This window comes from Pseudomonas sp. MWU349, from assembly GCF_017947325.1.
GTDB lineage: Bacteria > Pseudomonadota > Gammaproteobacteria > Pseudomonadales > Pseudomonadaceae > Aquipseudomonas > Aquipseudomonas protegens.
In genome coordinates this window covers 386,764-407,134 of sequence record NZ_JAFEVP010000002.1, presented here as the reverse complement: position 1 = coordinate 407,134, position 20,371 = coordinate 386,764, and the positions used below count along the sequence as shown (strand labels likewise).

General features: G+C 60.5%; 17 protein-coding genes, 4 tRNA genes and 1 riboswitch. Of the genes, 18 read left to right on the top strand and 3 right to left on the bottom strand.

The features are described 5' to 3' along the window. The first annotated feature begins 17 nt into the window (after nt 1-17). The 8 genes from argR (at nt 18) to astE (ending at nt 9,152) form a co-directional block, all read left to right on the top strand. Nucleotides 18-998: a transcriptional regulator ArgR gene (gene argR, locus KCG88_RS09035; RefSeq protein WP_011062772.1), complete on the top strand. Its 981-nt coding sequence runs from the start codon at nt 18-20 to the stop codon at nt 996-998. A gap of 361 nt (nt 999-1,359) precedes the next feature. Beyond that, nucleotides 1,360-2,580 (top strand): aspartate aminotransferase family protein, encoded by a 1,221-nt coding sequence (locus tag KCG88_RS09030; protein WP_047337577.1) that lies wholly within the window; start codon nt 1,360-1,362, stop codon nt 2,578-2,580. Between the two features lie 133 nt (nt 2,581-2,713). Beyond that, nucleotides 2,714-3,733: an arginine/ornithine succinyltransferase subunit alpha gene (gene aruF / locus KCG88_RS09025; RefSeq protein ID WP_210712253.1), complete on the top strand. Its 1,020-nt coding sequence runs from the start codon at nt 2,714-2,716 to the stop codon at nt 3,731-3,733. An 84-nt stretch (nt 3,734-3,817) separates the two neighbouring features. After that, entirely contained in the window at nt 3,818-4,843 is a 1,026-nt protein-coding gene (astA, locus tag KCG88_RS09020) for an arginine N-succinyltransferase (RefSeq protein ID WP_016968175.1), read from the top strand. Next, the gene (gene astD, locus KCG88_RS09015; RefSeq protein WP_210712436.1) at nt 4,840-6,309 is read left to right on the top strand and encodes a succinylglutamate-semialdehyde dehydrogenase; all 1,470 of its coding nucleotides are present in this window, start codon (nt 4,840-4,842) and stop codon (nt 6,307-6,309) included. The genes astA and astD overlap by 4 nt, the downstream gene beginning before the upstream one ends. 128 nt (nt 6,310-6,437) lie before the next feature. Further along, a complete protein-coding gene (astB, locus tag KCG88_RS09010; RefSeq protein WP_210712252.1) occupies nt 6,438-7,784 on the top strand; it encodes an N-succinylarginine dihydrolase in 1,347 nt (448 codons plus the stop codon). 56 nt (nt 7,785-7,840) lie between these two features. Then, a complete protein-coding gene (locus KCG88_RS09005) occupies nt 7,841-8,128 on the top strand; it encodes a hypothetical protein (protein ID WP_011062766.1) in 288 nt (95 codons plus the stop codon). A gap of 13 nt (nt 8,129-8,141) precedes the next feature. Then, complete coding sequence (astE, locus tag KCG88_RS09000; RefSeq protein WP_047288551.1) at nt 8,142-9,152, top strand: succinylglutamate desuccinylase; 1,011 nt, start codon at nt 8,142-8,144, stop codon at nt 9,150-9,152. Between the two features lie 58 nt (nt 9,153-9,210). Here astE and KCG88_RS08995 read toward each other — a convergent pair whose 3' ends face one another. After that, nucleotides 9,211-9,720, bottom strand: a complete 510-nt coding sequence (locus KCG88_RS08995) for a 6,7-dimethyl-8-ribityllumazine synthase (protein WP_047288549.1) — start codon at nt 9,718-9,720, stop codon at nt 9,211-9,213. 121 nt (nt 9,721-9,841) lie between these two features. Further along, nucleotides 9,842-10,012, bottom strand: a riboswitch (FMN riboswitch). 218 nt (nt 10,013-10,230) lie between these two features. Here KCG88_RS08995 and ltaE point away from each other — a divergent pair. The 8 genes from ltaE to mgtE all read left to right on the top strand — a co-directional run bounded on the left by ltaE (nt 10,231) and on the right by mgtE (nt 18,072). Then, nucleotides 10,231-11,235: a low-specificity L-threonine aldolase gene (gene ltaE / locus KCG88_RS08990; protein ID WP_210712251.1), complete on the top strand. Its 1,005-nt coding sequence runs from the start codon at nt 10,231-10,233 to the stop codon at nt 11,233-11,235. Between the two features lie 146 nt (nt 11,236-11,381). Further along, nucleotides 11,382-14,006, top strand: coding sequence for an alanine--tRNA ligase (gene alaS / locus KCG88_RS08985; protein WP_019093136.1), 2,625 nt, complete (start codon nt 11,382-11,384; stop codon nt 14,004-14,006). 97 nt (nt 14,007-14,103) lie between these two features. Further along, nucleotides 14,104-15,345 carry an aspartate kinase gene (locus KCG88_RS08980; protein WP_047288544.1) on the top strand — a complete coding sequence of 414 codons (1,242 nt, stop codon included), beginning with the start codon at nt 14,104-14,106 and terminating at the stop codon, nt 15,343-15,345. A gap of 187 nt (nt 15,346-15,532) precedes the next feature. Next, the gene (gene csrA, locus KCG88_RS08975) at nt 15,533-15,721 is read left to right on the top strand and encodes a carbon storage regulator CsrA (RefSeq protein ID WP_002554426.1); all 189 of its coding nucleotides are present in this window, start codon (nt 15,533-15,535) and stop codon (nt 15,719-15,721) included. Between the two features lie 62 nt (nt 15,722-15,783). Beyond that, a tRNA-Ser gene (locus tag KCG88_RS08970) sits at nt 15,784-15,874 on the top strand. Between the two features lie 107 nt (nt 15,875-15,981). Then, nucleotides 15,982-16,058 (top strand) — tRNA-Arg (locus tag KCG88_RS08965). Nucleotides 16,059-16,130: 72 nt separating this feature from the next. Further along, a tRNA-Arg gene (locus tag KCG88_RS08960) sits at nt 16,131-16,207 on the top strand. Nucleotides 16,208-16,629: 422 nt separating this feature from the next. After that, a complete protein-coding gene (gene mgtE, locus KCG88_RS08955) occupies nt 16,630-18,072 on the top strand; it encodes a magnesium transporter (RefSeq protein WP_011062760.1) in 1,443 nt (480 codons plus the stop codon). A gap of 109 nt (nt 18,073-18,181) precedes the next feature. Here the strand turns inward: mgtE and KCG88_RS08950 are convergent, their stop codons facing one another. Then, nucleotides 18,182-18,508, bottom strand: a complete 327-nt coding sequence (locus KCG88_RS08950; protein WP_003204761.1) for an Arc family DNA-binding protein — start codon at nt 18,506-18,508, stop codon at nt 18,182-18,184. A gap of 379 nt (nt 18,509-18,887) precedes the next feature. On the opposite strand from KCG88_RS08950, the gene phnN reads away from it, so the two are divergent. Next, on the top strand, nt 18,888-19,469 hold the full coding sequence (gene phnN / locus KCG88_RS08945) for a phosphonate metabolism protein/1,5-bisphosphokinase (PRPP-forming) PhnN (protein WP_210712250.1): 582 nt from the start codon (nt 18,888-18,890) through the stop codon (nt 19,467-19,469). On the opposite strand, the gene KCG88_RS08940 is transcribed toward phnN, so the two are convergent. After that, nucleotides 19,444-19,623 (bottom strand): PA3371 family protein, encoded by a 180-nt coding sequence (locus tag KCG88_RS08940; protein WP_047288536.1) that lies wholly within the window; start codon nt 19,621-19,623, stop codon nt 19,444-19,446. The genes phnN and KCG88_RS08940 overlap by 26 nt on opposite strands. A 546-nt stretch (nt 19,624-20,169) precedes the next feature. Here KCG88_RS08940 and KCG88_RS08935 point away from each other — a divergent pair. Beyond that, nucleotides 20,170-20,246, top strand: a tRNA-Arg gene (locus KCG88_RS08935). The last annotated feature ends 125 nt before the right edge of the window (nt 20,247-20,371 follow it).

Genomic DNA, 20,371 nt, shown 5'->3' with positions numbered 1-20,371 from the left:
GTTTCGGATTGCCCGCCATGACTGCCCATCGAATTGGTTTCCTGATTTGGCCCAGCACTAAAGCCTTGACGCTGGCGCTGGCCGAGGAGGCCTTGCGTGTTGCCCAGCGGGTGCACCCGGAAGTGGTCTATGAGCTGGCTTTCCTGCAGGCCGAAGCCCCGGCCGAAGGCGCCTGGCAACTGCCGGGCGAGCCTTGGGCGGGTAAGCTGGAAGGTTGTCAGAAACTGTTCCTGCTGGCGGACGAGCCGCCGGCGCCGATGAGTTCCGGCTTGAGCAGTGCCCTCAAGCAACTGGTGCGTGCCGGCTGTGTGATTGGTGGGCTGTCAGCCGGGGTTTATCCCTTGGCGCAACTGGGTTTGCTCGATGGTTATCGGGCAGCGGTGCACTGGCGCTGGCAGGATGATTTCGCCGAGCGTTTTCCCAAGGTCATCGCCACCAGCCATCTGTTCGACTGGGACCGTGATCGCCTGACCGCGTGCGGTGGCATGTCGGTGCTGGACCTGCTGCTGGCGGTGCTGGCCCGGGATCATGGCGCCGAGCTGGCCGGTGCGGTGTCCGAGGAGCTGGTGGTGGAGCGCATTCGTGAAGGTGGCGAGCGCCAGCGTATCCCGCTGCAAAATCGCCTGGGTTCCAGCCATCCGAAACTCACCCAGGCAGTGCTGCTGATGGAAGCCAATATCGAGGAGCCGCTGACCACCGACGAGATTGCCCAGCACGTCTGTGTTTCCCGTCGTCAGTTGGAGCGGATCTTCAAGCAGTACCTGAACCGCGTGCCCAGCCAGTATTACCTGGAGCTGCGCTTGAACAAGGCCCGGCAGATGCTGATGCAGACCAGCAAGTCGATCATCCAGATCGGCCTGTCCTGTGGTTTCTCCTCCGGCCCGCACTTCTCCAGCGCTTACCGCAACTTCTTTGGCGCCACCCCGCGCGAAGATCGCAATCAGCGGCGCAGCAGCAGCCCGTTCGAACTCTCCTCCGTGCCCTCCGAGCGCGGTTGACCCCGTATTGTAGGAGCCGGCTTGCCGGCCAATCCCACAGGCCACCCGCTCGCCCGCCAAATCCCGTTCGATGCCCTCTTGTCGTAACGTCGATAACCTTTTCGAGATTTGGGGCCGCCCGCCACGTAACTACCTGGGTAATTACCTTGGCAAATTGCCCGGCAAATCTGCCGCTGAGGCTGTGCGCAGTTTAAACTGCGCCTTTGCGACGCTATTTGTCGCATTGCCATAAACCCGCTTAAAACCTGGGTTGGCGCTATAAGAAGTTGTCGCTTGGCGACAAGGCCGGGCACAAAACTGTCCTTACAATCCCTCCATCGCTCGCCAGTTTCAGGCGGGTGTTCCTCTTCAGGAGACTCCGATGTCCGTTGAGCAAGCTCCGGTGCAACGCGCCGATTTCGACCAGGTGATGGTTCCCAACTACGCACCTGCGGCCTTCATTCCTGTGCGTGGCGCGGGGTCCCGAGTATGGGATCAGTCGGGTCGGGAACTGATCGACTTCGCCGGTGGCATCGCGGTCAACGTACTGGGCCACGCCCATCCGGCCCTGGTAGGCGCACTGACCGAGCAAGCGGGCAAGCTGTGGCATGTGTCCAACGTCTTCACCAACGAGCCGGCCCTGCGCCTGGCCCATAAACTGATCGACGCCACCTTCGCCGAGCGCGTGTTCTTCTGCAACTCCGGCGCAGAAGCCAACGAGGCCGCTTTCAAGCTGGCCCGTCGCGTGGCTCACGATCGTTTCGGCGCCGAGAAGTACGAAATCATCGCGGCCCTGAACAGCTTCCACGGCCGTACCCTGTTCACCGTGAACGTGGGTGGCCAGTCCAAGTATTCCGATGGCTTCGGTCCGAAGATCACCGGCATCACTCATGTGCCGTACAACGATCTGGCCGCCCTGAAAGCCGCGGTTTCCGACAAGACCTGCGCCGTGGTGCTGGAGCCGATCCAGGGCGAGGGCGGCGTGCTGCCGGCCGAACTGGCCTACCTGCAAGGCGCCCGCGAGCTGTGCGACCAGCACAACGCGCTGCTGGTGTTCGACGAAGTGCAGACCGGCATGGGCCGCAGCGGCGAACTGTTCGCCTATCAGCATTACGGCGTGACCCCGGACATCCTCACCAGTGCCAAGAGCCTGGGCGGTGGTTTCCCGATTGCGGCGATGCTCACCACCGAAGCACTGGCCAAGCACCTGGTGGTCGGCACCCACGGCACCACCTACGGCGGCAATCCGCTGGCCTGTGCGGTGGCCGGTGCAGTGATCGACGTGATCAACACCCCTGAGGTGCTGAACGGCGTCAAGGCCAAGCACGACCGCTTCAAGACCCGCCTGTTGCAGATCGGCGAGAAGTACGGCCTGTTCACGCAAGTCCGCGGCCTGGGCCTGTTGCTCGGTTGCGTGCTCAGCGAGGCCTGGAAGGGCAAGGCCAAGGACGTGTTCAACGCGGCCGAGAAAGAAGGCCTGATGATTCTGCAAGCCGGCCCTGACGTGGTGCGCTTCGCGCCGAGCCTGGTGGTCGAGGATGCCGATATCGATCAGGGCCTGGACCGCTTCGAGCGCGCCGTGGCGAAATTGACTCAAGCCTGATCCTGGGCGGCGGTGCTTCTCGGCGCCGGCCTTTGCGGCCGGCGTCGAGCCTAATTCCTGTGCCGGGCTATCCCGGCATTTTTTTCCCTGAGTCGGACGGTTTCCGACCTGTTTTAGAGTAAGGAGTGACACCATGCTGGTGATGCGCCCCGCGCAAATGGCTGATCTGGGCGAGGTACAGCGTCTGGCTGCAGACAGCCCGATTGGTGTCACCTCCTTGCCGGATGATGTGGATCGCCTGAGCGACAAGATCGCCGCAAGCGAGGCTTCGTTCGCCGCTGAAGTGAGCTTCAACGGTGAGGAGAGCTACTTCTTCGTCCTGGAAGACACCGACAGCGGCAAGCTGGTGGGCTGCTCGGCGATTGTCGCCTCGGCCGGCTACTCCGAGCCGTTCTACAGCTTTCGCAACGAAACCTTCGTCCACGCTTCCCGCGAGCTGAAGATCCACAACAAGATCCACGTCCTGTCCCAGTGCCACGACCTTACCGGCAACAGCCTGCTGACCAGTTTCTACGTGGTGCCGGAGCTGGTGGGCTCGGCCTGGTCGGAGCTCAACTCCCGCGGCCGCCTGTTGTTCGTCGCCAGCCACCCGGAGCGCTTCGCCGATTCGGTGGTGACCGAGATTGTCGGCTACAGCGACGAACATGGCGACTCGCCGTTCTGGGATGCCATCGGGCGCAACTTCTTCGACCTCAACTACGCCGAGGCCGAGCGCCTGTGCGGCCTGAAAAGCCGGACCTTCCTCGCCGAGCTGATGCCCCATTACCCGATCTACGTGCCGCTGCTGCCGGATGCGGCCCAGGAAGCCATGGGCCAGGTGCACCCGCGGGCACAGATTACCTTCGACATCCTGATGCGCGAAGGTTTTGAAACCGATCACTACATCGACATCTTCGACGGTGGCCCGACCTTGCATGCGCGGGTCTCGGGTATCCGCTCGATTGCCCAGAGCCGCGTGGTGCCGGTGAAGATCGGTGAAGCGACCAAGGGCGGCGGCCGCCAGTACCTGGTCTCCAACGGCCAGTTGCAGGATTACCGCGCCGTGTTGCTGGAGCTGGATTACGCCCCGGGCAAACCGGTGACCCTGGACCTGCAAGCCGCCGAAGCCCTGGGCGTCGGCGAAGGCGCCAGCGTGCGCCTGGTGGCGATTTAACGCCTGCTTTCACTACCTGGAAAGCAAGCCTAGAAGCAGCGAGTTTCGCGCAGGCCGCCAGCGGCCTGCGTCTGAGGAGATAGCATGATCGTTCGTCCCGTACGCAGCAGCGATTTACCCGCGCTGATCGACCTGGCCCGCAGCACCGGCACTGGCCTCACCACCTTGCCGGCCAACGAAGAGCGCCTGACCCATCGGGTTGGCTGGGCGGAAAAGACCTTTCGCGGTGAAGCCGAGCGCGGCGATGCGGACTACCTGTTCGTGCTGGAAGACGACAACGGCCGGGTGGTGGGCATTTCCGCCATCGCTGGCGCCGTCGGCCTGCGCGAGCCTTGGTACAACTTCCGGGTGGGCCTGACGGTCAGCGCCTCCCAGGAGCTGAACATCTACCGCGAGATCCCTACGCTGTTCCTGGCCAATGACCTGACCGGCAACTCCGAGCTGTGCTCGCTGTTCCTGCATGCCGATTACCGCACCGGCCTCAACGGCCGCATGCTGGCCAAGGCGCGGATGTTGTTCATCGCCGAGTTCCCCCAACTGTTCGGCAACAAGATCATTGCCGAGATGCGCGGCATGTCCGACGAGAATGGCCGTTCGCCGTTCTGGGAAAGCCTGGGTCGGCACTTCTTCAAGATGGAGTTCAGCCAGGCCGACTACCTGACCGGCGTCGGCAACAAGGCCTTCATCGCCGAGCTGATGCCCAAGTTCCCGCTCTATACCTGCTTCCTGTCCGAAGATGCGCGCAACGTCATCGGCAAGGTCCACACCGACACCGAGCCGGCGCTGGCCATGCTCAAGAGCGAAGGCTTCAGCTACCAGGGCTATGTCGACATCTTCGACGCCGGCCCGGCGGTGGAGTGCGAGACCAGCAAGATCCGCGCAGTGCGTGACAGCCAGGCGCTGGTGCTGGCCATCGGCACCCCGGGCGACGACGCCACGCCGTTCCTGATCCACAACCGCAAGCGCGAGGACTGCCGCATCACCGCGGCTCCGGCGCGCTTTGCCGCCGGCACCCTGGTGGTCGATCCCCTGACCGCCAAGCGCCTGCAACTCAACGCCGGCGACCAGGTCCGCGCGGTTCCGCTGTCTGCTTCTCGGGAGTCGAAATAATGAGCACGCTGTACATTGCCGGCCAATGGCTGGCCGGCCAGGGCGAGGCCTTTACCTCGGTCAATCCGGTGACTCAGGCGGTCATCTGGTCGGGTAACGGTGCCACGGCCGCGCAAGTGGAGAGCGCCGTGCAGGCCGCCCGCCAGGCGTTTCCGGCCTGGGCCAAGCGGTCGCTGGAAGAGCGCATCAGCGTGCTCGAAGCCTTTGCCGCCGGCCTGAAGAACCGAGCCGACGAACTGGCCCGCTGCATTGGCGAGGAAACCGGCAAGCCGCTGTGGGAAGCTGCCACCGAAGTCACCAGCATGGTCAACAAAATCGCCATCTCGGTGCAGAGCTACCGCGAACGTACCGGTGAGAAGAGCGGCCCGCTGGGCGACGCCACCGCCGTGCTGCGGCACAAGCCCCACGGTGTGGTGGCGGTGTTCGGCCCCTACAACTTCCCTGGCCACCTGCCTAACGGGCACATCGTTCCCGCTTTGCTGGCCGGTAACAGCGTGCTGTTCAAACCCAGCGAGCTGACGCCGAAAGTCGCCGAGCTGACGGTACAGTGCTGGATCGAATCCGGCCTGCCGGCAGGTGTGCTGAACCTGCTGCAAGGCGCTCGGGAAACCGGCATCGCCCTGGCGGCCAATCCGGGGATCGATGGGTTGTTCTTCACCGGTTCCAGCCGCACCGGCAATCATCTGCACCAGCAGTTCGCCGGGCGCCCGGACAAGATCCTGGCCCTGGAAATGGGCGGCAACAACCCCCTGGTGGTCGAGCAGGTCGCCGACCTGGACGCCGCGGTGTACACCATCATCCAGTCCGCCTTCATTTCTGCCGGTCAGCGTTGTACTTGCGCCCGTCGCCTGCTGGTGCCGCAAGGCGCCTGGGGTGACACGTTGCTGGCGCGCCTGGTGGCGGTTAGCGCGAGCATCGAAGTCGGCGCGTTTGACCAGCAACCCGCGCCGTTCATGGGCTCGGTGATTTCCCTGGGCGCCGCTCGCGCGCTGATGGATGCGCAGCAGCAGTTGTTGGCCAATGGTGCCGTAGCCCTGCTGGAAATGACCCAGCCCCAGGCCCAGGCTGCCTTGCTGACCCCAGGGATTCTGGACGTCACGGCGGTGGCTGAGCGTCCTGATGAAGAGCTGTTCGGGCCGTTGCTGCAAGTGATTCGCTACGCTGATTTCGATGACGCGATCGCCGAGGCCAACAACACTCAGTACGGCCTGGCGGCCGGCCTGTTGTCGGACTCTGCCGAGCGCTACCAGCAGTTCTGGCTGGAAAGTCGAGCAGGTATCGTCAACTGGAACAAGCAGTTGACCGGCGCCGCCAGCAGCGCGCCATTCGGTGGGGTAGGGGCCTCGGGCAACCATCGGGCCAGTGCCTATTACGCGGCGGACTACTGCGCGTACCCGGTGGCTTCCCTGGAAACGCCGAGCCTGGTGCTGCCGAGCGCGTTGACGCCGGGTGTGCGCCTGCCCTGATTGGCTTGGCCTTTTTGCCGGCAAGCCGGCTCCTGCAGATCTGTGTAGGAGTCGGCGAACGAGCGCACCGCGTTCGCCATGTGTAGATATCGATTGCCTATAACAAACAGATTCGTGGAGCCTCGCTGATGAAATCCTATGAAGTCAATTTTGACGGGCTAGTGGGGCCGACCCATAACTACGGCGGCCTGTCCTACGGCAACGTTGCCTCCCAGAGCAACAGCCAGCAGGGCTCCAATCCCAGGGAAGCGGCGCTGCAAGGCCTGGCGAAAATGAAAGCGCTGATGGAAATGGGCTTTGAGCAAGGCGTGCTCGCCCCGCAAGAGCGCCCGGACGTGGCCGCCCTGCGCAACCTGGGTTTTGCCGGAACAGACGCCCAAGTCATCCAGCAGGCCGCCAAGCAGGCGATGCCATTGCTGGTCGCCAGTTGCTCGGCATCGAGCATGTGGGTGGCCAACGCCGCCACGGTCAGCCCCAGTGCCGACACCGCCGATGGCCGTGTGCACTTCACTGCCGCCAACCTCAACTGCAAATACCACCGCAGCATCGAGCACCCCACCACCAGCCGCGTGCTGAGGGCGATGTTCGCTGACCAGAAGCACTTCGCCCATCACGCGGCTCTACCGGCGGTGGCGCAGTTCGGCGACGAAGGCGCCGCCAACCACACGCGTTTCTGCCGTGAATATGGCGAGGCCGGCGTGGAGTTCTTCGTCTTCGGTCGCAGTGCTTTCGATACTCGCTACCCGGCACCGCAGAAGTACCCGGCACGCCAGACCCTGGAAGCTTCCCAGGCCGTCGCCAGGTTGCATGGCCTGAGCGAGGAGGGGGTGGTCTATGCCCAGCAGAACCCTTCGGTGATCGACCAGGGCGTGTTCCACAACGACGTGATCGCGGTGGGCAATGGCGAGGTGCTGTTCTATCACGAAGACGCCTTCCTCGAGACCGATAAGATGCTCGCCGAGTTGCAGGGCAAGCTGGGCGCGCGCGGCGGCAACTTCCAGTCCATCTGCGTGCCGCGCTCGCAGGTGACGGTGGAGGATGCCGTGCGCTCCTACCTGTTCAACAGCCAGTTGCTGTCACGCGCCGACGGCTCGATGCTGCTGATCGTGCCCGAGGAATGCCGCGGCAACGAGCGGGTCTGGCAGTACCTGCAAAGCCTCACCAGCTCTGGCGGGCTGATTCGTGAAGTGAAGGTCTTCGACCTCAAGCAGAGCATGCAGAATGGCGGTGGCCCGGCGTGCCTGCGTTTGCGCGTGGCGCTCAAGGAAACCGAGCTGGCGGCGGTCAATCCTGGGGTTATCATGACCGCGCCGTTGTACGACACCCTGACCCAATGGGTCGGCAAGCACTACCGAGACCGCCTGAGCGAAAGCGACCTGGCGGACCCGCAACTGCTGCTTGAGTGCCGGACGGCACTGGATGAACTGACGCAAATCCTTAAACTGGGCGCGGTTTATCCTTTCCAGATCAATTGAAAGCCCGCGCCCGGCGACCCCGGGCGCGCCGCTTCACCCCAGATGAGAACTGACCCATGAGCGATACCCTGCAGCTGATCCTTGAAGACACCGACGGCACTCAGCTGGAAACGTCCTGCACCCGCTTCGCCGTGCTGTGGCAGGGCAAGGAAGTGTGGATCCAGCAGGACGGCCGCGGCCAGTTGCTGATCGGCGTGGATGTGGAAGAAGGTGATGCGGAATACGCCAGCCTGCTGCTGCGCCCGCTGGCGACCAACCTGGTCAGCCTGCAACTGGAAATGGAGCCGGCCGACGCCGGTGACGATGATCACGTGCACGGCCCTGACTGCGGCCACGCTCACTAAGGAAGTCCGCTCTATGCTCGCCCTCGGCAAACTGCTTGAACTGACCCTCGCCGGCCGTGAACCGGCGGAGAAGACTCAACTGACTGTCGACGGCGTGCGCATGCGCTGGCTGAGCGAGGGGGCCTTGGAAGTACGGCCGCCCGAAGCTCGCGATAACGGCCTGGACCTGCTGCTGTCAGCGGGGATCCATGGCAACGAGACGGCTCCCATCGAGCTGCTCGACCGTTTGTTGCATGACATCGCCCGGGGTGACCTGAAGCCCCGCGCACGTATCCTGTTCCTGTTCGGCAACCCCGAGGCCATGCGCCGCGGCGAGCGCTTTGTCGAGCAGGACGTCAACCGGCTGTTCAATGGCCGGCATGAATCGAGCAGTGGTGTTGAAGCCCTGCGCGCCTGTGAGCTGGAGCGCCTGGCGGCGAGTTTCTTCAGCCAGCCCGATCGCCAACGCTTGCACTATGACCTGCACACGGCAATCCGCGGCTCGAAGATCGAGCAGTTTGCCCTGTACCCATGGAAGGAGGGGCGTCAGCATTCACGCCGTGAGCTGGCACGCCTGCGGGCCGCCGGTATGGAAGCGGTGCTGTTGCAGAACAAGCCTTCCATCGTCTTCAGCGCCTACACCTACGATCAGTTGGGGGCCGAGTCCTTCACCCTGGAGTTGGGCAAGGCACGGCCATTCGGGCAAAACCAGGGGGTCAATGTCGAGCGTCTGGAAACCCGGCTCAAGCAGATCATCGACGGTAGCGAACCACCTGCGGAGCAGGACAGCCTCGACGGGCTGCAGTTGTTCAGCGTGGCTCGGGAAGTCATCAAGCACAGCGACAGCTTCCACCTGCATCTGCCGGCAGACATCGAGAACTTTTCCGAACTGGAAGTGGGTTACTTGCTGGCCGAGGATATTGCCCAGACCCGCTGGGTGATCGAGGAGGAGGGGGCACGGATCATTTTCCCCAATCCCAAGGTGAAGAACGGCTTGCGCGCAGGGATTCTGATTGTGCCGGCCACGGCCGACGGCCTGGCCTGAGGTTCGCCGGCAAGCCGGGCCCCCGCAGGAGCCGGCTTGCCGGTGATACCGCTAACGCTTAAACCGCTACCGCACGCTGCTCGTTACGGCGCAGGGCGCGGACCTTCTGCAGGGTGTCGGCGCAGGTTCTCGCCGCTTCCTGGCCTTTGTGCACGAAGTGCTCGAAGAAGAACTTCTGATGCTCTTCACCCGCATGGAAATGATGTGGGGTCAGCACCACCGAAAAGACCGGCACTTCGGTTTCCAGTTGCACTTGCATCAGGCCGCTGATGACCGACTGGGCGACGAACTCGTGACGGTAGATGCCACCGTCCACCACCAGGCCGGCAGCAACGATCCCGGTATAACGACCGGATTTGGCCAGCAGTTTGGCGTGCAGCGGGATTTCGAAGGCGCCGCCGACTTCGAAGAGATCGATATCGGATTCCTGGTAGCCCTGGGCGAGCATTTCAGCGACGAAGCCCTGACGGCTCTGATCGACGATTTCCTTGTGCCAGCAGGCCTGGATAAAGGCGACGCGCTCGTTGGGGTGGTGTTTGCTTTTGCTATCGATTGCAGTGGGTTGCATCTGTTCTGACTCCTGTTTATGTGAAAAACAGGGCATATATGAATCGAATGGGATTTAAGGGTGCGCGCAGAACGGTCGTGGATTTCCCACGAACTGCCCGGCAACGGCCCTTTGGCGCCAATCCCGTTCTCTCTTCATCCGGACTATGACCGTCGGCCCCGGAATCACACCGAGTCTGCTGACCTTGTCGTCACCTGTGGCCAAACCACCGCTGTCGCCAAGCGCTCGCGGGCTATGCGCATTGCACGCAATTACCGCCGGTGGGGAATTGCACCCCGCCCTGAGAACGTTTGCCCGCAATTTTTCGCGGGCGGTGAGTTTTTAACACAGATCCTCTCGAGACGCATCGCGCCTTTTGGATAATTCTCATCGGATTTTTCAACGCCAGACTCAGGCTTTTCTACAGTTGTTGCTTGATTATTGCCGGCCATGGCCGCAGTTTCGTTTCGAAAGGGAGTTCCCCCTGTTCAAAAGCGGACCATGCAGGTCCCACAGCCGAGGCCAGATGTGATGAGCGTGATCGATCTTCGTAGTGACACCGTGACCCAGCCGACCCCTGGCATGCTCGATGCCATGGCCAGTGCGCCCACCGGGGATGATGTGTACGGCGAAGATCCGACAGTCAATCGGTTGGAGGGAGAATTGGCGCGGCGCCTGGGTTTTGCTGCGGCGCTGTTCGTGCCCTCGGGCACCATGAGCAACCTGCTGGCCTTGATGGCTCACTGTGAGCGGGGTGACGAGTACATCGTCGGGCAACAGGCCCATACCTATAAATATGAAGGCGGGGGCGCGGCGGTGCTCGGCTCTATCCAGCCCCAGCCCCTGGAATTGCAGGCTGACGGTTCGCTGGACCTTGTCCAGGTGGCTGCGGCCATCAAGCCCGATGACTTTCATTTTGCCCGCACCCGCCTGCTGGCCCTGGAAAACACCATGCAGGGCAAGGTGCTGCCCTTGGCCTACCTGGCCCAGGCTCGGGCCTTTACCCGCGAGCACGGGCTGGCCCTGCATCTGGATGGCGCGCGGCTGTACAACGCAGCGGTCAAGCTGGGGGTGGATGCGCGGGTGATTGCCGAGCATTTCGACTCGGTGTCGGTGTGCCTGTCCAAAGGTCTTGGTGCGCCGGTGGGCTCGGTACTGTGTGGCTCGGTGGAACTGATCGCCAAGGCCCGGCGCCTGCGCAAGATGGTCGGTGGTGGCATGCGCCAGGCGGGCGGTCTGGCGGCGGCGGGGCTGTATGCCCTGGACCATCAGGTACAGCGTCTGGCCGACGACCACGCCCATGCACAATTGCTGGCCGATGGCCTGCGGCGGGTGGGCTACAGTGTCGAGCCGGCGCAGACCAACATGGTGTATGTAGAGATGGGGGATCGGGCCGAGGCGCTCAAGGCATTCGCCGCCGAGCGCGGGATCAAGCTCAGCGCCGCATCACGGTTGCGTCTGGTCACTCATCTGGACGTCAGCCCCGGGCAAATCGAGTACGTGCTGAACACTTTTGCCGAGTTTTCCCGTAACTGACAGTGTTCTCCGTCCAATTGACTGTTTGTATCTTACAAACACGCTGTACCTAGTGATTAACGCCGATATAATGCGGCCCTTTGCCGTCGTTTCGTCTGTTGACGTTGCGCACAGGCCTTTGGCCGCAGTCTCCGTGGAAGAACCTAATGAAAAGCGCAGAAATCCGTGAAGCCTTCCTCCGCTTCTTCGAAGAGCAAGGTCACACCCGTGTAGCCTCAAGCTCCTTGATCCCAGGCAACGACCCCACCCTGCTGTTCACCAACGCGGGGATGAACCAGTTCAAGGATTGCTTCCTGGGGCAGGAAAAGCGCGCCTATACCCGCGCTGTCAGCAGCCAGAAGTGCGTCCGCGCCGGCGGCAAGCACAACGACCTGGAAAACGTCGGTTACACCGCTCGTCACCACACCTTCTTCGAAATGCTGGGCAACTTCAGCTTCGGTGACTACTTCAAGCGTGATGCGATCACCTTCGCCTGGACCTTCCTGACCTCCGACAAGTGGCTCAACCTGCCCAAGGAAAAGCTCTGGGTCACGGTGTATGCCACTGACGACGAGGCCTACGACATCTGGACCAAGGAAGTCGGCGTACCCGCCGAGCGCATGGTGCGTATCGGCGACAACAAGGGTGCGCCTTACGCGTCCGACAACTTCTGGACCATGGGCGATACCGGCCCGTGCGGCCCTTGCACCGAGATTTTCTACGATCACGGCGCCGATATCTGGGGCGGCCCGCCCGGCTCGCCGGAAGAGGACGGCGACCGTTACATCGAAATCTGGAACAACGTGTTCATGCAGTTCAACCGCACCGCCGATGGCGTGTTGCACCCGTTGCCCGCGCCGTCGGTGGACACCGGCATGGGCCTGGAGCGGATCAGCGCGGTGCTGCAGCACGTGCACTCGAACTATGAGATCGACCTGTTCCAGAGCCTGCTGGATGCGGCAGCCAAGGCCATCGGCTGCACCAACGATGCCCAGGCTTCGCTGAAAGTGGTGGCGGACCATATTCGCTCCTGCGGCTTCCTGATTGCCGACGGCGTACTGCCGTCCAATGAAGGCCGTGGCTATGTGCTGCGCCGGATCATTCGCCGCGCTTGCCGTCACGGCAACAAACTGGGCGCCAAGGGCAGCTTCTTCTATCAGATCGTTGCCGCCCTGGTTGCCGAGATGGGTGAAGCCTTCCCGGAGCTGAAGTCCCAGCAGGCGCACATCGAGCGTGTGCTCAAAGCCGAAGAAGAGCAGTTCGCCAAGACCCTGGAGCAGGGCTTGAAGATCCTCGAGCAGGACCTGGCCGAGCTCAAAGGCTCGGTGGTGCCGGGGGACGTGGTGTTCAAGTTGTACGACACCTACGGTTTCCCGATGGACCTGACTGGCGATATCGCTCGCGAGCGCAACCTGACCCTCGACGAGGAAGGCTTCGAGCGCGAAATGGAAGCCCAGCGTGTGCGTGCCCGCTCCGCCAGCTCCTTCGGCATGGACTACAACAGCCTGGTCAAGGTCGACGTGGCCACCGAGTTCACCGGTTACCACGCCACCAGCGGTTCGGCGAAAGTGGTTGCTCTTTATAAGGAAGGGCAATCGGTCGACGTGCTGAGCGAAGGCGAAGAGGGTGTGGTGGTTCTTGACCAGACCCCATTCTATGCCGAGTCCGGCGGCCAGATCGGTGACTGCGGTTATCTTCAGGCTGGCAACGCGCGTTTCGACGTGCGCGACACCACCAAGACCGGCGGTGCCTTCCTGCATCATGGCGTGCTGGCCAAGGGTAGCCTGACTGTTGGTGCGCCGGTTGAAACCCAGGTCGACGCGCAAGTGCGCCACGCGACCTCGCTGAACCACTCGGCCACCCACTTGCTGCACGCCGCGCTGCGCCAGGTACTGGGCGAGCACGTACAGCAGAAGGGCTCGCTGGTGGACAGCCAGCGCCTGCGTTTCGACTTCAGCCACTTCGAGGCGATCAAGCCTGAGCAGATCAAGGCGCTGGAAGACATCGTCAACGCCGAGATTCGCAAGAACACCCCGGTGGAAACCGAAGAAACCGATATCGATACCGCCAAGAAGAAGGGCGCCATGGCGCTGTTCGGCGAGAAGTATGGCGACAGCGTGCGCGTACTGAGCATGGGCGGCGACTTCTCGGTAGAACTGTGCGGCGGTATCCACGCCAACCGTACCGGCGACATCGGCTTGCTGAAAATCACCAGCGAAGGCGGTGTGGCTTCCGGCGTGCGTCGTATCGAGGCAGTGACTGGTGCTGCGGCCCTGGCGTACCTGAATGCGGCGGAAGAACAACTCAAGGAAGCGGCGACCCTGGTCAAGGGCAGTCGCGACAACCTGATCGACAAGTTGTCGGCAGTGCTGGAACGCAACCGCTTGCTGGAGAAGCAACTCGAGCAGTTGCAGGCCAAGGCTGCAAGCGCCGCGGGCGATGATCTGTCCGCTCAGGCGGCAGACGTCAAGGGCGTGAAAGTGCTGGCTGCGCGTCTCGACGGCCAGGACGGCAAGGCGCTGCTGGCGCTGGTGGATCAGTTGAAAAACAAACTCGGCCGCGCAGTGATCCTGCTCGGCAGTGTCCATGAGGAAAAGGTCGTACTGGTTGCCGGTGTAACCAAGGACCTGACTGGCCAACTCAAAGCCGGTGATTTGATGAAGCAAGCCGCTGCGGCAGTGGGCGGGAAGGGCGGTGGTCGTCCAGACATGGCGCAGGGCGGCGGTGTTGATGCCGCTGCACTGGATGCCGCGCTGGCCCTGACCGTGCCATTTGTCGAGCAGGGTATTTAAGGCGCCGAGCCGGGCCCGTCGTCTAGTGGCGGGCCCTTGCGCTGTGCAGTTTGATTGTTTAACGGGCGCCCCTTTACGGGCTGAGGCGGCTTAGAAAATGGCTTTGATCGTACAGAAATTTGGAGGCACCTCGGTCGGCTCTGTCGAGCGGATCGAGCAGGTCGCCGACAAGGTGAAGAAGTTCCGCGAAGCCGGCGATGACCTGGTGATCGTGCTGTCGGCGATGAGTGGCGAAACCAACCGCCTGATCGATCTGGCCAAGCAGATCAGTGGCGAAGCCAAACCGGTTCCCCGTGAGCTGGATGTGATCGTCTCCACCGGCGAGCAAGTGACTATCGCGTTGCTGGCCATGGCGTTGATCAAGCGCGGTGTTCCGGCAGTGTCCTATACCGGTAACCAGGTGCGCATTCTCACCGACAGCGCTCACAATAAAGCGCGAATCCTACAGATTGATGATCAGAAGATTCGTGGCGATCTGAAAGCCGGTCGTGTGGTTGTGGTTGCCGGTTTCCAGGGCGTTGACGAGCACGGCAACATCACCACCCTGGGTCGTGGTGGTTCCGATACCACCGGTGTGGCGCTGGCGGCGGCTCTGAAGGCCGATGAGTGCCAGATCTATACCGATGTGGACGGCGTCTACACCACCGATCCGCGGGTTGTGCCCAAGGCTCAGCGCCTGGACAAGATCACCTTCGAAGAGATGCTGGAAATGGCCAGTCTCGGTTCCAAGGTGTTGCAGATCCGTGCGGTCGAGTTTGCTGGCAAGTACAACGTTCCGCTGCGCGTTCTGCACAGCTTTCAGGAGGGTCCGGGCACCCTCATTACTATTGATGAAGAGGAATCCATGGAACAGCCGATCATTTCCGGCATCGCTTTCAACCGCGATGAAGCCAAGCTGACTATCCGTGGCGTGCCAGACAATCCTGGCGTGGCCTTCAAGATCCTTGGCCCGATCAGCGCGGCGAATATTGAAGTCGACATGATCGTGCAGAACGTTTCGCACGACAACACCACCGACTTCACCTTCACCGTGCACCGCAATGACTACGTGGCGGCCCAGACCGTACTGGAAAACACCGCACGTGAAATTGGTGCCCGCGAAGTGGTAGGCGACACAGACATTGCCAAGGTATCGATCGTTGGCGTCGGCATGCGCTCCCACGCGGGCGTTGCCAGCCGCATGTTCGAGGCCCTGGCTAAAGAGAGCATCAACATCCAGATGATCTCCACTTCTGAAATCAAGGTTTCGGTGGTGATCGAGGAGAAGTACCTGGAATTGGCGGTACGTGCGCTGCACACCGCTTTCGAGCTCGACGCTCCGGCCCGACAGGGCGAGTGATGCGTGTTTGAAAGGGCGCGGTCTGACCGCGCCCTTTGTGTTTTTGATCGGCACGGGAGAAAACTGTTCTTTTGCCCGTGCTAGTCAATACTTAGGCGTGTAGGACTGCAGCCGACCCGGTTGTAGGCCAACACCCTTTTTTTTGCAGACTGTAGTCCCTGAAAATGTAATGCGTGAGGAGAAAGGTATGCTGATTCTGACTCGTCGGTGCGCAGAAAGCCTGATCATTGGTGATGGCGAGATCACTGTGACCGTGCTCGGCGTCAAAGGTAATCAAGTGCGTATTGGTGTCAACGCCCCCAAAGAAGTGGCGGTTCACCGTGAGGAAATTTACCTGCGGATTAAGAAAGAGAAGGACGAAGAACCAAGCCATTAATTTTTATCGTTTTTTTTGTTTGCAAACGGGGAGAAAGCTGGTTAATATACGCCCCGTGTTGCGGAGAGCTGGCCGAGTGGCCGAAGGCGCTCCCCTGCTAAGGGAGTACACCTCAAAAGGGTGTCGGGGGTTCGAATCCCCCGTTCTCCGCCATTATTTGCTTAGTACGTTGTAATCTGGCTTCTTCTGTAAGTTGTTGAAATTACTAGAAAAAGTGCTTTACAAAAAGATTTAACGGCCTATAATGCGCGGCAACAAATGCACTCGTAGCTCAGCTGGATAGAGTACTCGGCTACGAACCGAGCGGTCACAGGTTCGAATCCTGTCGAGTGCACCATTTAAGAGTTAGCTGCAGTAATGTAGTTGACTTGGCTTCAACCAGTTGTGGTCTGGTCTAAAAACACAAAATGCACTCGTAGCTCAGCTGGATAGAGTACTCGGCTACGAACCGAGCGGTCACAGGTTCGAATCCTGTCGAGTGCACCATACATCAGGAAGCCCGCATCGAAAGATGCGGGCTTTTTGCTTTCTGCCTTTTATTATCCTCCTTTATTTCTTTTGCCCTCCAGGGCTGGAACGGCTTTGCCCGGCGGAAGTCGAATGCACTGCCTGTGAGCCTGTCTCCCGGACTTTTTTCCTGTGCTGTGTGTTTTCTTTTTCTGTCGAGGCGTCGCAGTCTCATAGATTCGGACGTTGCTCAGCTTTATGCCGCAAGCGCTTGTTCTTGCCGCGATTTTTTAACGTTTAAAACCGTCAAGCGGTGTATGATTGCGCCCGTCAGCCCCGCCGGGGCTTGTGGAATACCTCCATGGACTTACCCAGTAGTTACTCAGTATCCCGTTTTAACAATCATGAACTGACTGATTGATCCTTCCGGCGTGCTCCTCTGCTGGGAGTGGAGTTCGCCTATGACCGAAGTAGAAGTAAAGAAAACGCAGGAAAGCCTGCAAGACCGCCTGGCTCAAGTCGTTGAGCTGCTGCAGCGCCAGCGGGTGGTTGAAGACCTGACACACCGTCAGGAAGGCCATCATCATGACCGGGTCGAGAACCTGGTCCATCGGCAGAACCTCGTCGAGTTGCAACGCAAGCTCGATGACCTGCACTCTGCTGACGTCGCCTACATCCTTGAAGCCTTGCCTCTGGAAGAGCGTCTGACCGTCTGGCAGTTGGTCAAGGCCGAGCGTGACGGCGACATTCTCCTCGAAGTATCCGATTCCGTACGTGAAACCCTGATCGCCGACATGGACGATCACGAGCTCCTGGCTGCCGCCAAGGAGATGGACGCTGACGAACTTGCTGACCTTGCCCCCGAGCTGCCGCGAGACGTCGTCCATGAGCTGATGGAGGCTCTCGACGGTCAGCAGCGTGAGCGCGTTCGCTCCGCGCTGTCCTATGACGAGGAGCAGGTCGGTGCGCTGATGGACTTCGAGATGGTGACCATCCGCGAGGATGTCAGCCTGGAAGTGGTCCTGCGTTATCTGCGTCGCCTGAAAGAATTGCCAAGCCACACCGACAAGCTGTTCGTGGTGGACTACGACGGCGTGCTCAAAGGGGTGCTGCCGATCAAACGTTTGCTGGTCAATGACCCGGACAAGCAGGTCGCCGAGGTCATGGCCAGTGATCCGGTGAGTTTTCACCCGGATGAAGACGCCTACGACGCGGCTCAGGCGTTTGAGCGTTATGACCTGATTTCGGCCCCTGTGGTCGACAAGAACGACAAGCTGATCGGTCGTTTGACCATCGACGAAATGGTCGACCTGATTCGTGAGGAAAGTGAGACCGAAGTCCTCAACATGGCCGGTCTGCGGGAAGAGGAAGACATCTTCGCCTCGGTCTGGAAATCCTTGCGCAACCGTTGGGCCTGGCTGGCGATCAATCTGATTACCGCCTTTGTCGCGTCCCGGGTGATTGGCCTGTTCGAGGGCTCGATTGAAAAGCTGGTGGCGTTGGCGGCCCTGATGCCCATCGTTGCGGGTATTGGTGGCAACTCGGGTAATCAGACCATCACCATGATTGTCCGGGCAATGGCCCTGGACCAGGTGAGCACTGGCAACACCTCGCGCTTGATGCGTAAAGAGCTGGCAGTAGCCCTGATCAATGGCCTGGTCTGGGGTGGGGTGATCGGTGTTGTGGCGTACATGCTCTACGGGAGCTGGTCGCTGGGGGTGGTCATGACCGCTGCCATGACCTTGAACCTGCTGCTGGCGGCGCTGATGGGGGTTCTGATCCCCATGACCCTGGCGCGCCTGGGGCGTGATCCGGCGATGGGCGCTAGTGTGATGATCACCGCCATGACCGACAGCGGTGGCTTTTTCATCTTTCTTGGCCTGGCGACCATATTCCTGCTTTGAGCCGTTGTTCCCTGTTGGTGACCGACGAAGCGCCTAAATGGCGCTTCGTTGCTTTTGGCGGGGCAAAAAAAAGCCAGCGACTAGGCTGGCTTGAGCTTGCGAGATGCAATCAGGTGGCGTCTGCGGCCATTTCAGCGTCATGGGCGATCAGCGAAACCAAAGCGTTTTGCTGGCGATGTGAGAGTTGGCGGAAACGTTGAAGCAGTTCGCGCTCATGCAAGGACAGTTCGGGGCTGTCCAGGCGCATGCTCAGCTCTTCACCCAAGGCGCCTTCCTGAATAAGACTCTGTTCCAGGCGCGCGATGATTTCGGAGTTCATGCTGCGGTGATGATTGCGAGCCACCTCGGCAATGCGTTCACGCATCCCGTCGGGTAGACGTACGACGAACTTGTCAGCCGTACGGCTGGAATAAATTGCCTGTTTCAATGGGCGCATATATTTAACCGGTTAGTTCAGGGGGAGCGGTTCTCGGAATTGGCCGCGGGCTGTCTTTTAGGACAAGCCTGAATGCCAAATGTTCAACCTGAATTGTTAAGAGGCCCGCATCATGCCTCAAAATTGCCAGATCCTTGGCGTCAATTCTGTGACAAATATTGAACTGGATAAAGGCGTTATGCCAGCACCAATTATCAGAAATGCGGACTGGTTTGAAAAGTTCGTCGGGTCTGCATTGCTGGCCGCATTCTCCCATCCCGAGGGAGTGTCAGTGCACCGACGAAGGTGCATGCTATGCGGGTGAAAGTGTAATCCCTACCTATCAGAGGATAGTGGCAAATGGCCGATTTACTAGTTGTGCTCTGCGGAGCAGCCGCTCATGCCGGGTAGGTTGATCTACTTGATTGGGCCTTCAGGGGCCGGCAAGGATAGCCTGATTGACGCGGCCCGGCAGCCTTTAAGTGGGTTGGGCTGTGAAGTGGCAAGAAGGGTGATCACGCGCTCTGCCGAGTCGGTGGGAGAGGAGGCGATTGAGGTCACCGCCGAGGAGTTCACGAGACGAGTAGGCCGGGGGGATTTCGCTTTGTTCTGGCAGGCCAATGGGCTGGGTTATGGGATTCCCGTGGTGATCGATAGCTGGTTGGCGCAGGGGCGCCATGTCCTGGTCAATGGGTCCAGAGGCTATCTGTCCAAGGCGCGAGTTCGGTATCCCGATCTGATTCCGATAGTCCTGACGGTTGATAACGAAGTATTACGCCGTCGCTTGCTACGGCGGGCCAGAGAAAGCCTGCCGGAGATAGAAGAGCGCCTGCAGCGTAATGAACAGTTTGCCCATGCCGGCTGGCTGGATGAGGAGGGGGTGATCCGCCTGGATAATTCTGCCGAATTGGAGGTTACCTTGAGACGCCTGTTAGGCATATTGCATGAGCGCGGTATCAGCGCAGTACAGGGTCGAACTTGATCTTGCGGCCAGCCAGCAGCGCCAGCAGGAACAGGCCGAACAGTGAGCCGCTGATGATCAGTGGCGCGCTGCCCACAAGTTCTTCAGGCAGGAACACAGCGGCAATGGCGCTGAGTAGCGTCAGAACAAGCAGGCTTTTGGCAGCGGTGGACATAAATGGCTCCTGTAGTCTCGGTCTCAAAATACCCAGCGTTCAGTGGGTGTGGCGGCTGGCTGTTGCGAGGCTTTTCCCTGGGTAACCCGGGTCACTGAGCCTGGCTCAATCTGGGTGTTCATGACTGCCAGCTGGGGTGTCAGGCGTTGCTGGAAATGGGCGAAGGATGACCCGCCAGGGGCAGCGTGATCTGCAGGTTGAAAGTGAAAGGCCGCCAATACGGCGATGGCAATCGCATTCAAGAGCAACAGAGTGCTATTCATGGGCGGCATCTCCTCAGTGTTTATCTACTGATTAAGCAGCCTGCGTGCCAAGAGTTTACCTGGCGATAAAGCCTTTAAAAACAATAAGTTGAGCTGATTTTTAAAGTCTCTTGAATTGCATTTTGCAATGATGGCTTTTTGCATTGATGCAATTTGCACGACCCGGCATCGAAGCCGCGGGGCGAGCCTGCAAAAAGCCCTATGGATCACATGACAAATGCAGCCTTGGCCGTTAACATGCACGCCGTCCTTCGCGCCGTGCCGCAATGGCGCTCGCTGTTTTGTCTCAGTAGCTCAATTGGATAGAGCATCCCCCTCCTAAGGGGAAGGTTGGCAGTTCGAACCTGCCCTGGGACACCATCTAATTCGTATCTTTCTGGGCTGATCCCTGCACGGTTGATCTGTTCTTGGACCCAGGTGCGAAAGAATAAAGAAAAGCCCCGCCGGGCTATGCTCGGGCGGGGCTTTTTTGATTTCTTCTATTC

Excerpts from the sequence above, each read along its gene's own strand:
- astB (WP_210712252.1), top strand. The coding sequence starts at position 6,438 with ATGAAATCCTATGAAGTCAATTTTGACGGGCTAGTGGGGCCGACCCAT.
- astE (WP_047288551.1), top strand. The coding sequence starts at position 8,142 with ATGCTCGCCCTCGGCAAACTGCTTGAACTGACCCTCGCCGGCCGTGAA.
- KCG88_RS09030 (WP_047337577.1), top strand. The coding sequence starts at position 1,360 with ATGTCCGTTGAGCAAGCTCCGGTGCAACGCGCCGATTTCGACCAGGTG.
- KCG88_RS08950 (WP_003204761.1), bottom strand. The coding sequence starts at position 18,508 with ATGCGCCCATTGAAACAGGCAATTTATTCCAGCCGTACGGCTGACAAG.
- argR (WP_011062772.1), top strand. The coding sequence starts at position 18 with ATGACTGCCCATCGAATTGGTTTCCTGATTTGGCCCAGCACTAAAGCC.
- KCG88_RS08980 (WP_047288544.1), top strand. The coding sequence starts at position 14,104 with ATGGCTTTGATCGTACAGAAATTTGGAGGCACCTCGGTCGGCTCTGTC.
- astA (WP_016968175.1), top strand. The coding sequence starts at position 3,818 with ATGATCGTTCGTCCCGTACGCAGCAGCGATTTACCCGCGCTGATCGAC.
- ltaE (WP_210712251.1), top strand. The coding sequence starts at position 10,231 with ATGAGCGTGATCGATCTTCGTAGTGACACCGTGACCCAGCCGACCCCT.
- KCG88_RS09005 (WP_011062766.1), top strand. The coding sequence starts at position 7,841 with ATGAGCGATACCCTGCAGCTGATCCTTGAAGACACCGACGGCACTCAG.
- phnN (WP_210712250.1), top strand. The coding sequence starts at position 18,888 with ATGCCGGGTAGGTTGATCTACTTGATTGGGCCTTCAGGGGCCGGCAAG.
- alaS (WP_019093136.1), top strand. The coding sequence starts at position 11,382 with ATGAAAAGCGCAGAAATCCGTGAAGCCTTCCTCCGCTTCTTCGAAGAG.
- csrA (WP_002554426.1), top strand. The coding sequence starts at position 15,533 with ATGCTGATTCTGACTCGTCGGTGCGCAGAAAGCCTGATCATTGGTGAT.
- KCG88_RS08995 (WP_047288549.1), bottom strand. The coding sequence starts at position 9,720 with ATGCAACCCACTGCAATCGATAGCAAAAGCAAACACCACCCCAACGAG.
- KCG88_RS08940 (WP_047288536.1), bottom strand. The coding sequence starts at position 19,623 with ATGTCCACCGCTGCCAAAAGCCTGCTTGTTCTGACGCTACTCAGCGCC.
- mgtE (WP_011062760.1), top strand. The coding sequence starts at position 16,630 with ATGACCGAAGTAGAAGTAAAGAAAACGCAGGAAAGCCTGCAAGACCGC.
- aruF (WP_210712253.1), top strand. The coding sequence starts at position 2,714 with ATGCTGGTGATGCGCCCCGCGCAAATGGCTGATCTGGGCGAGGTACAG.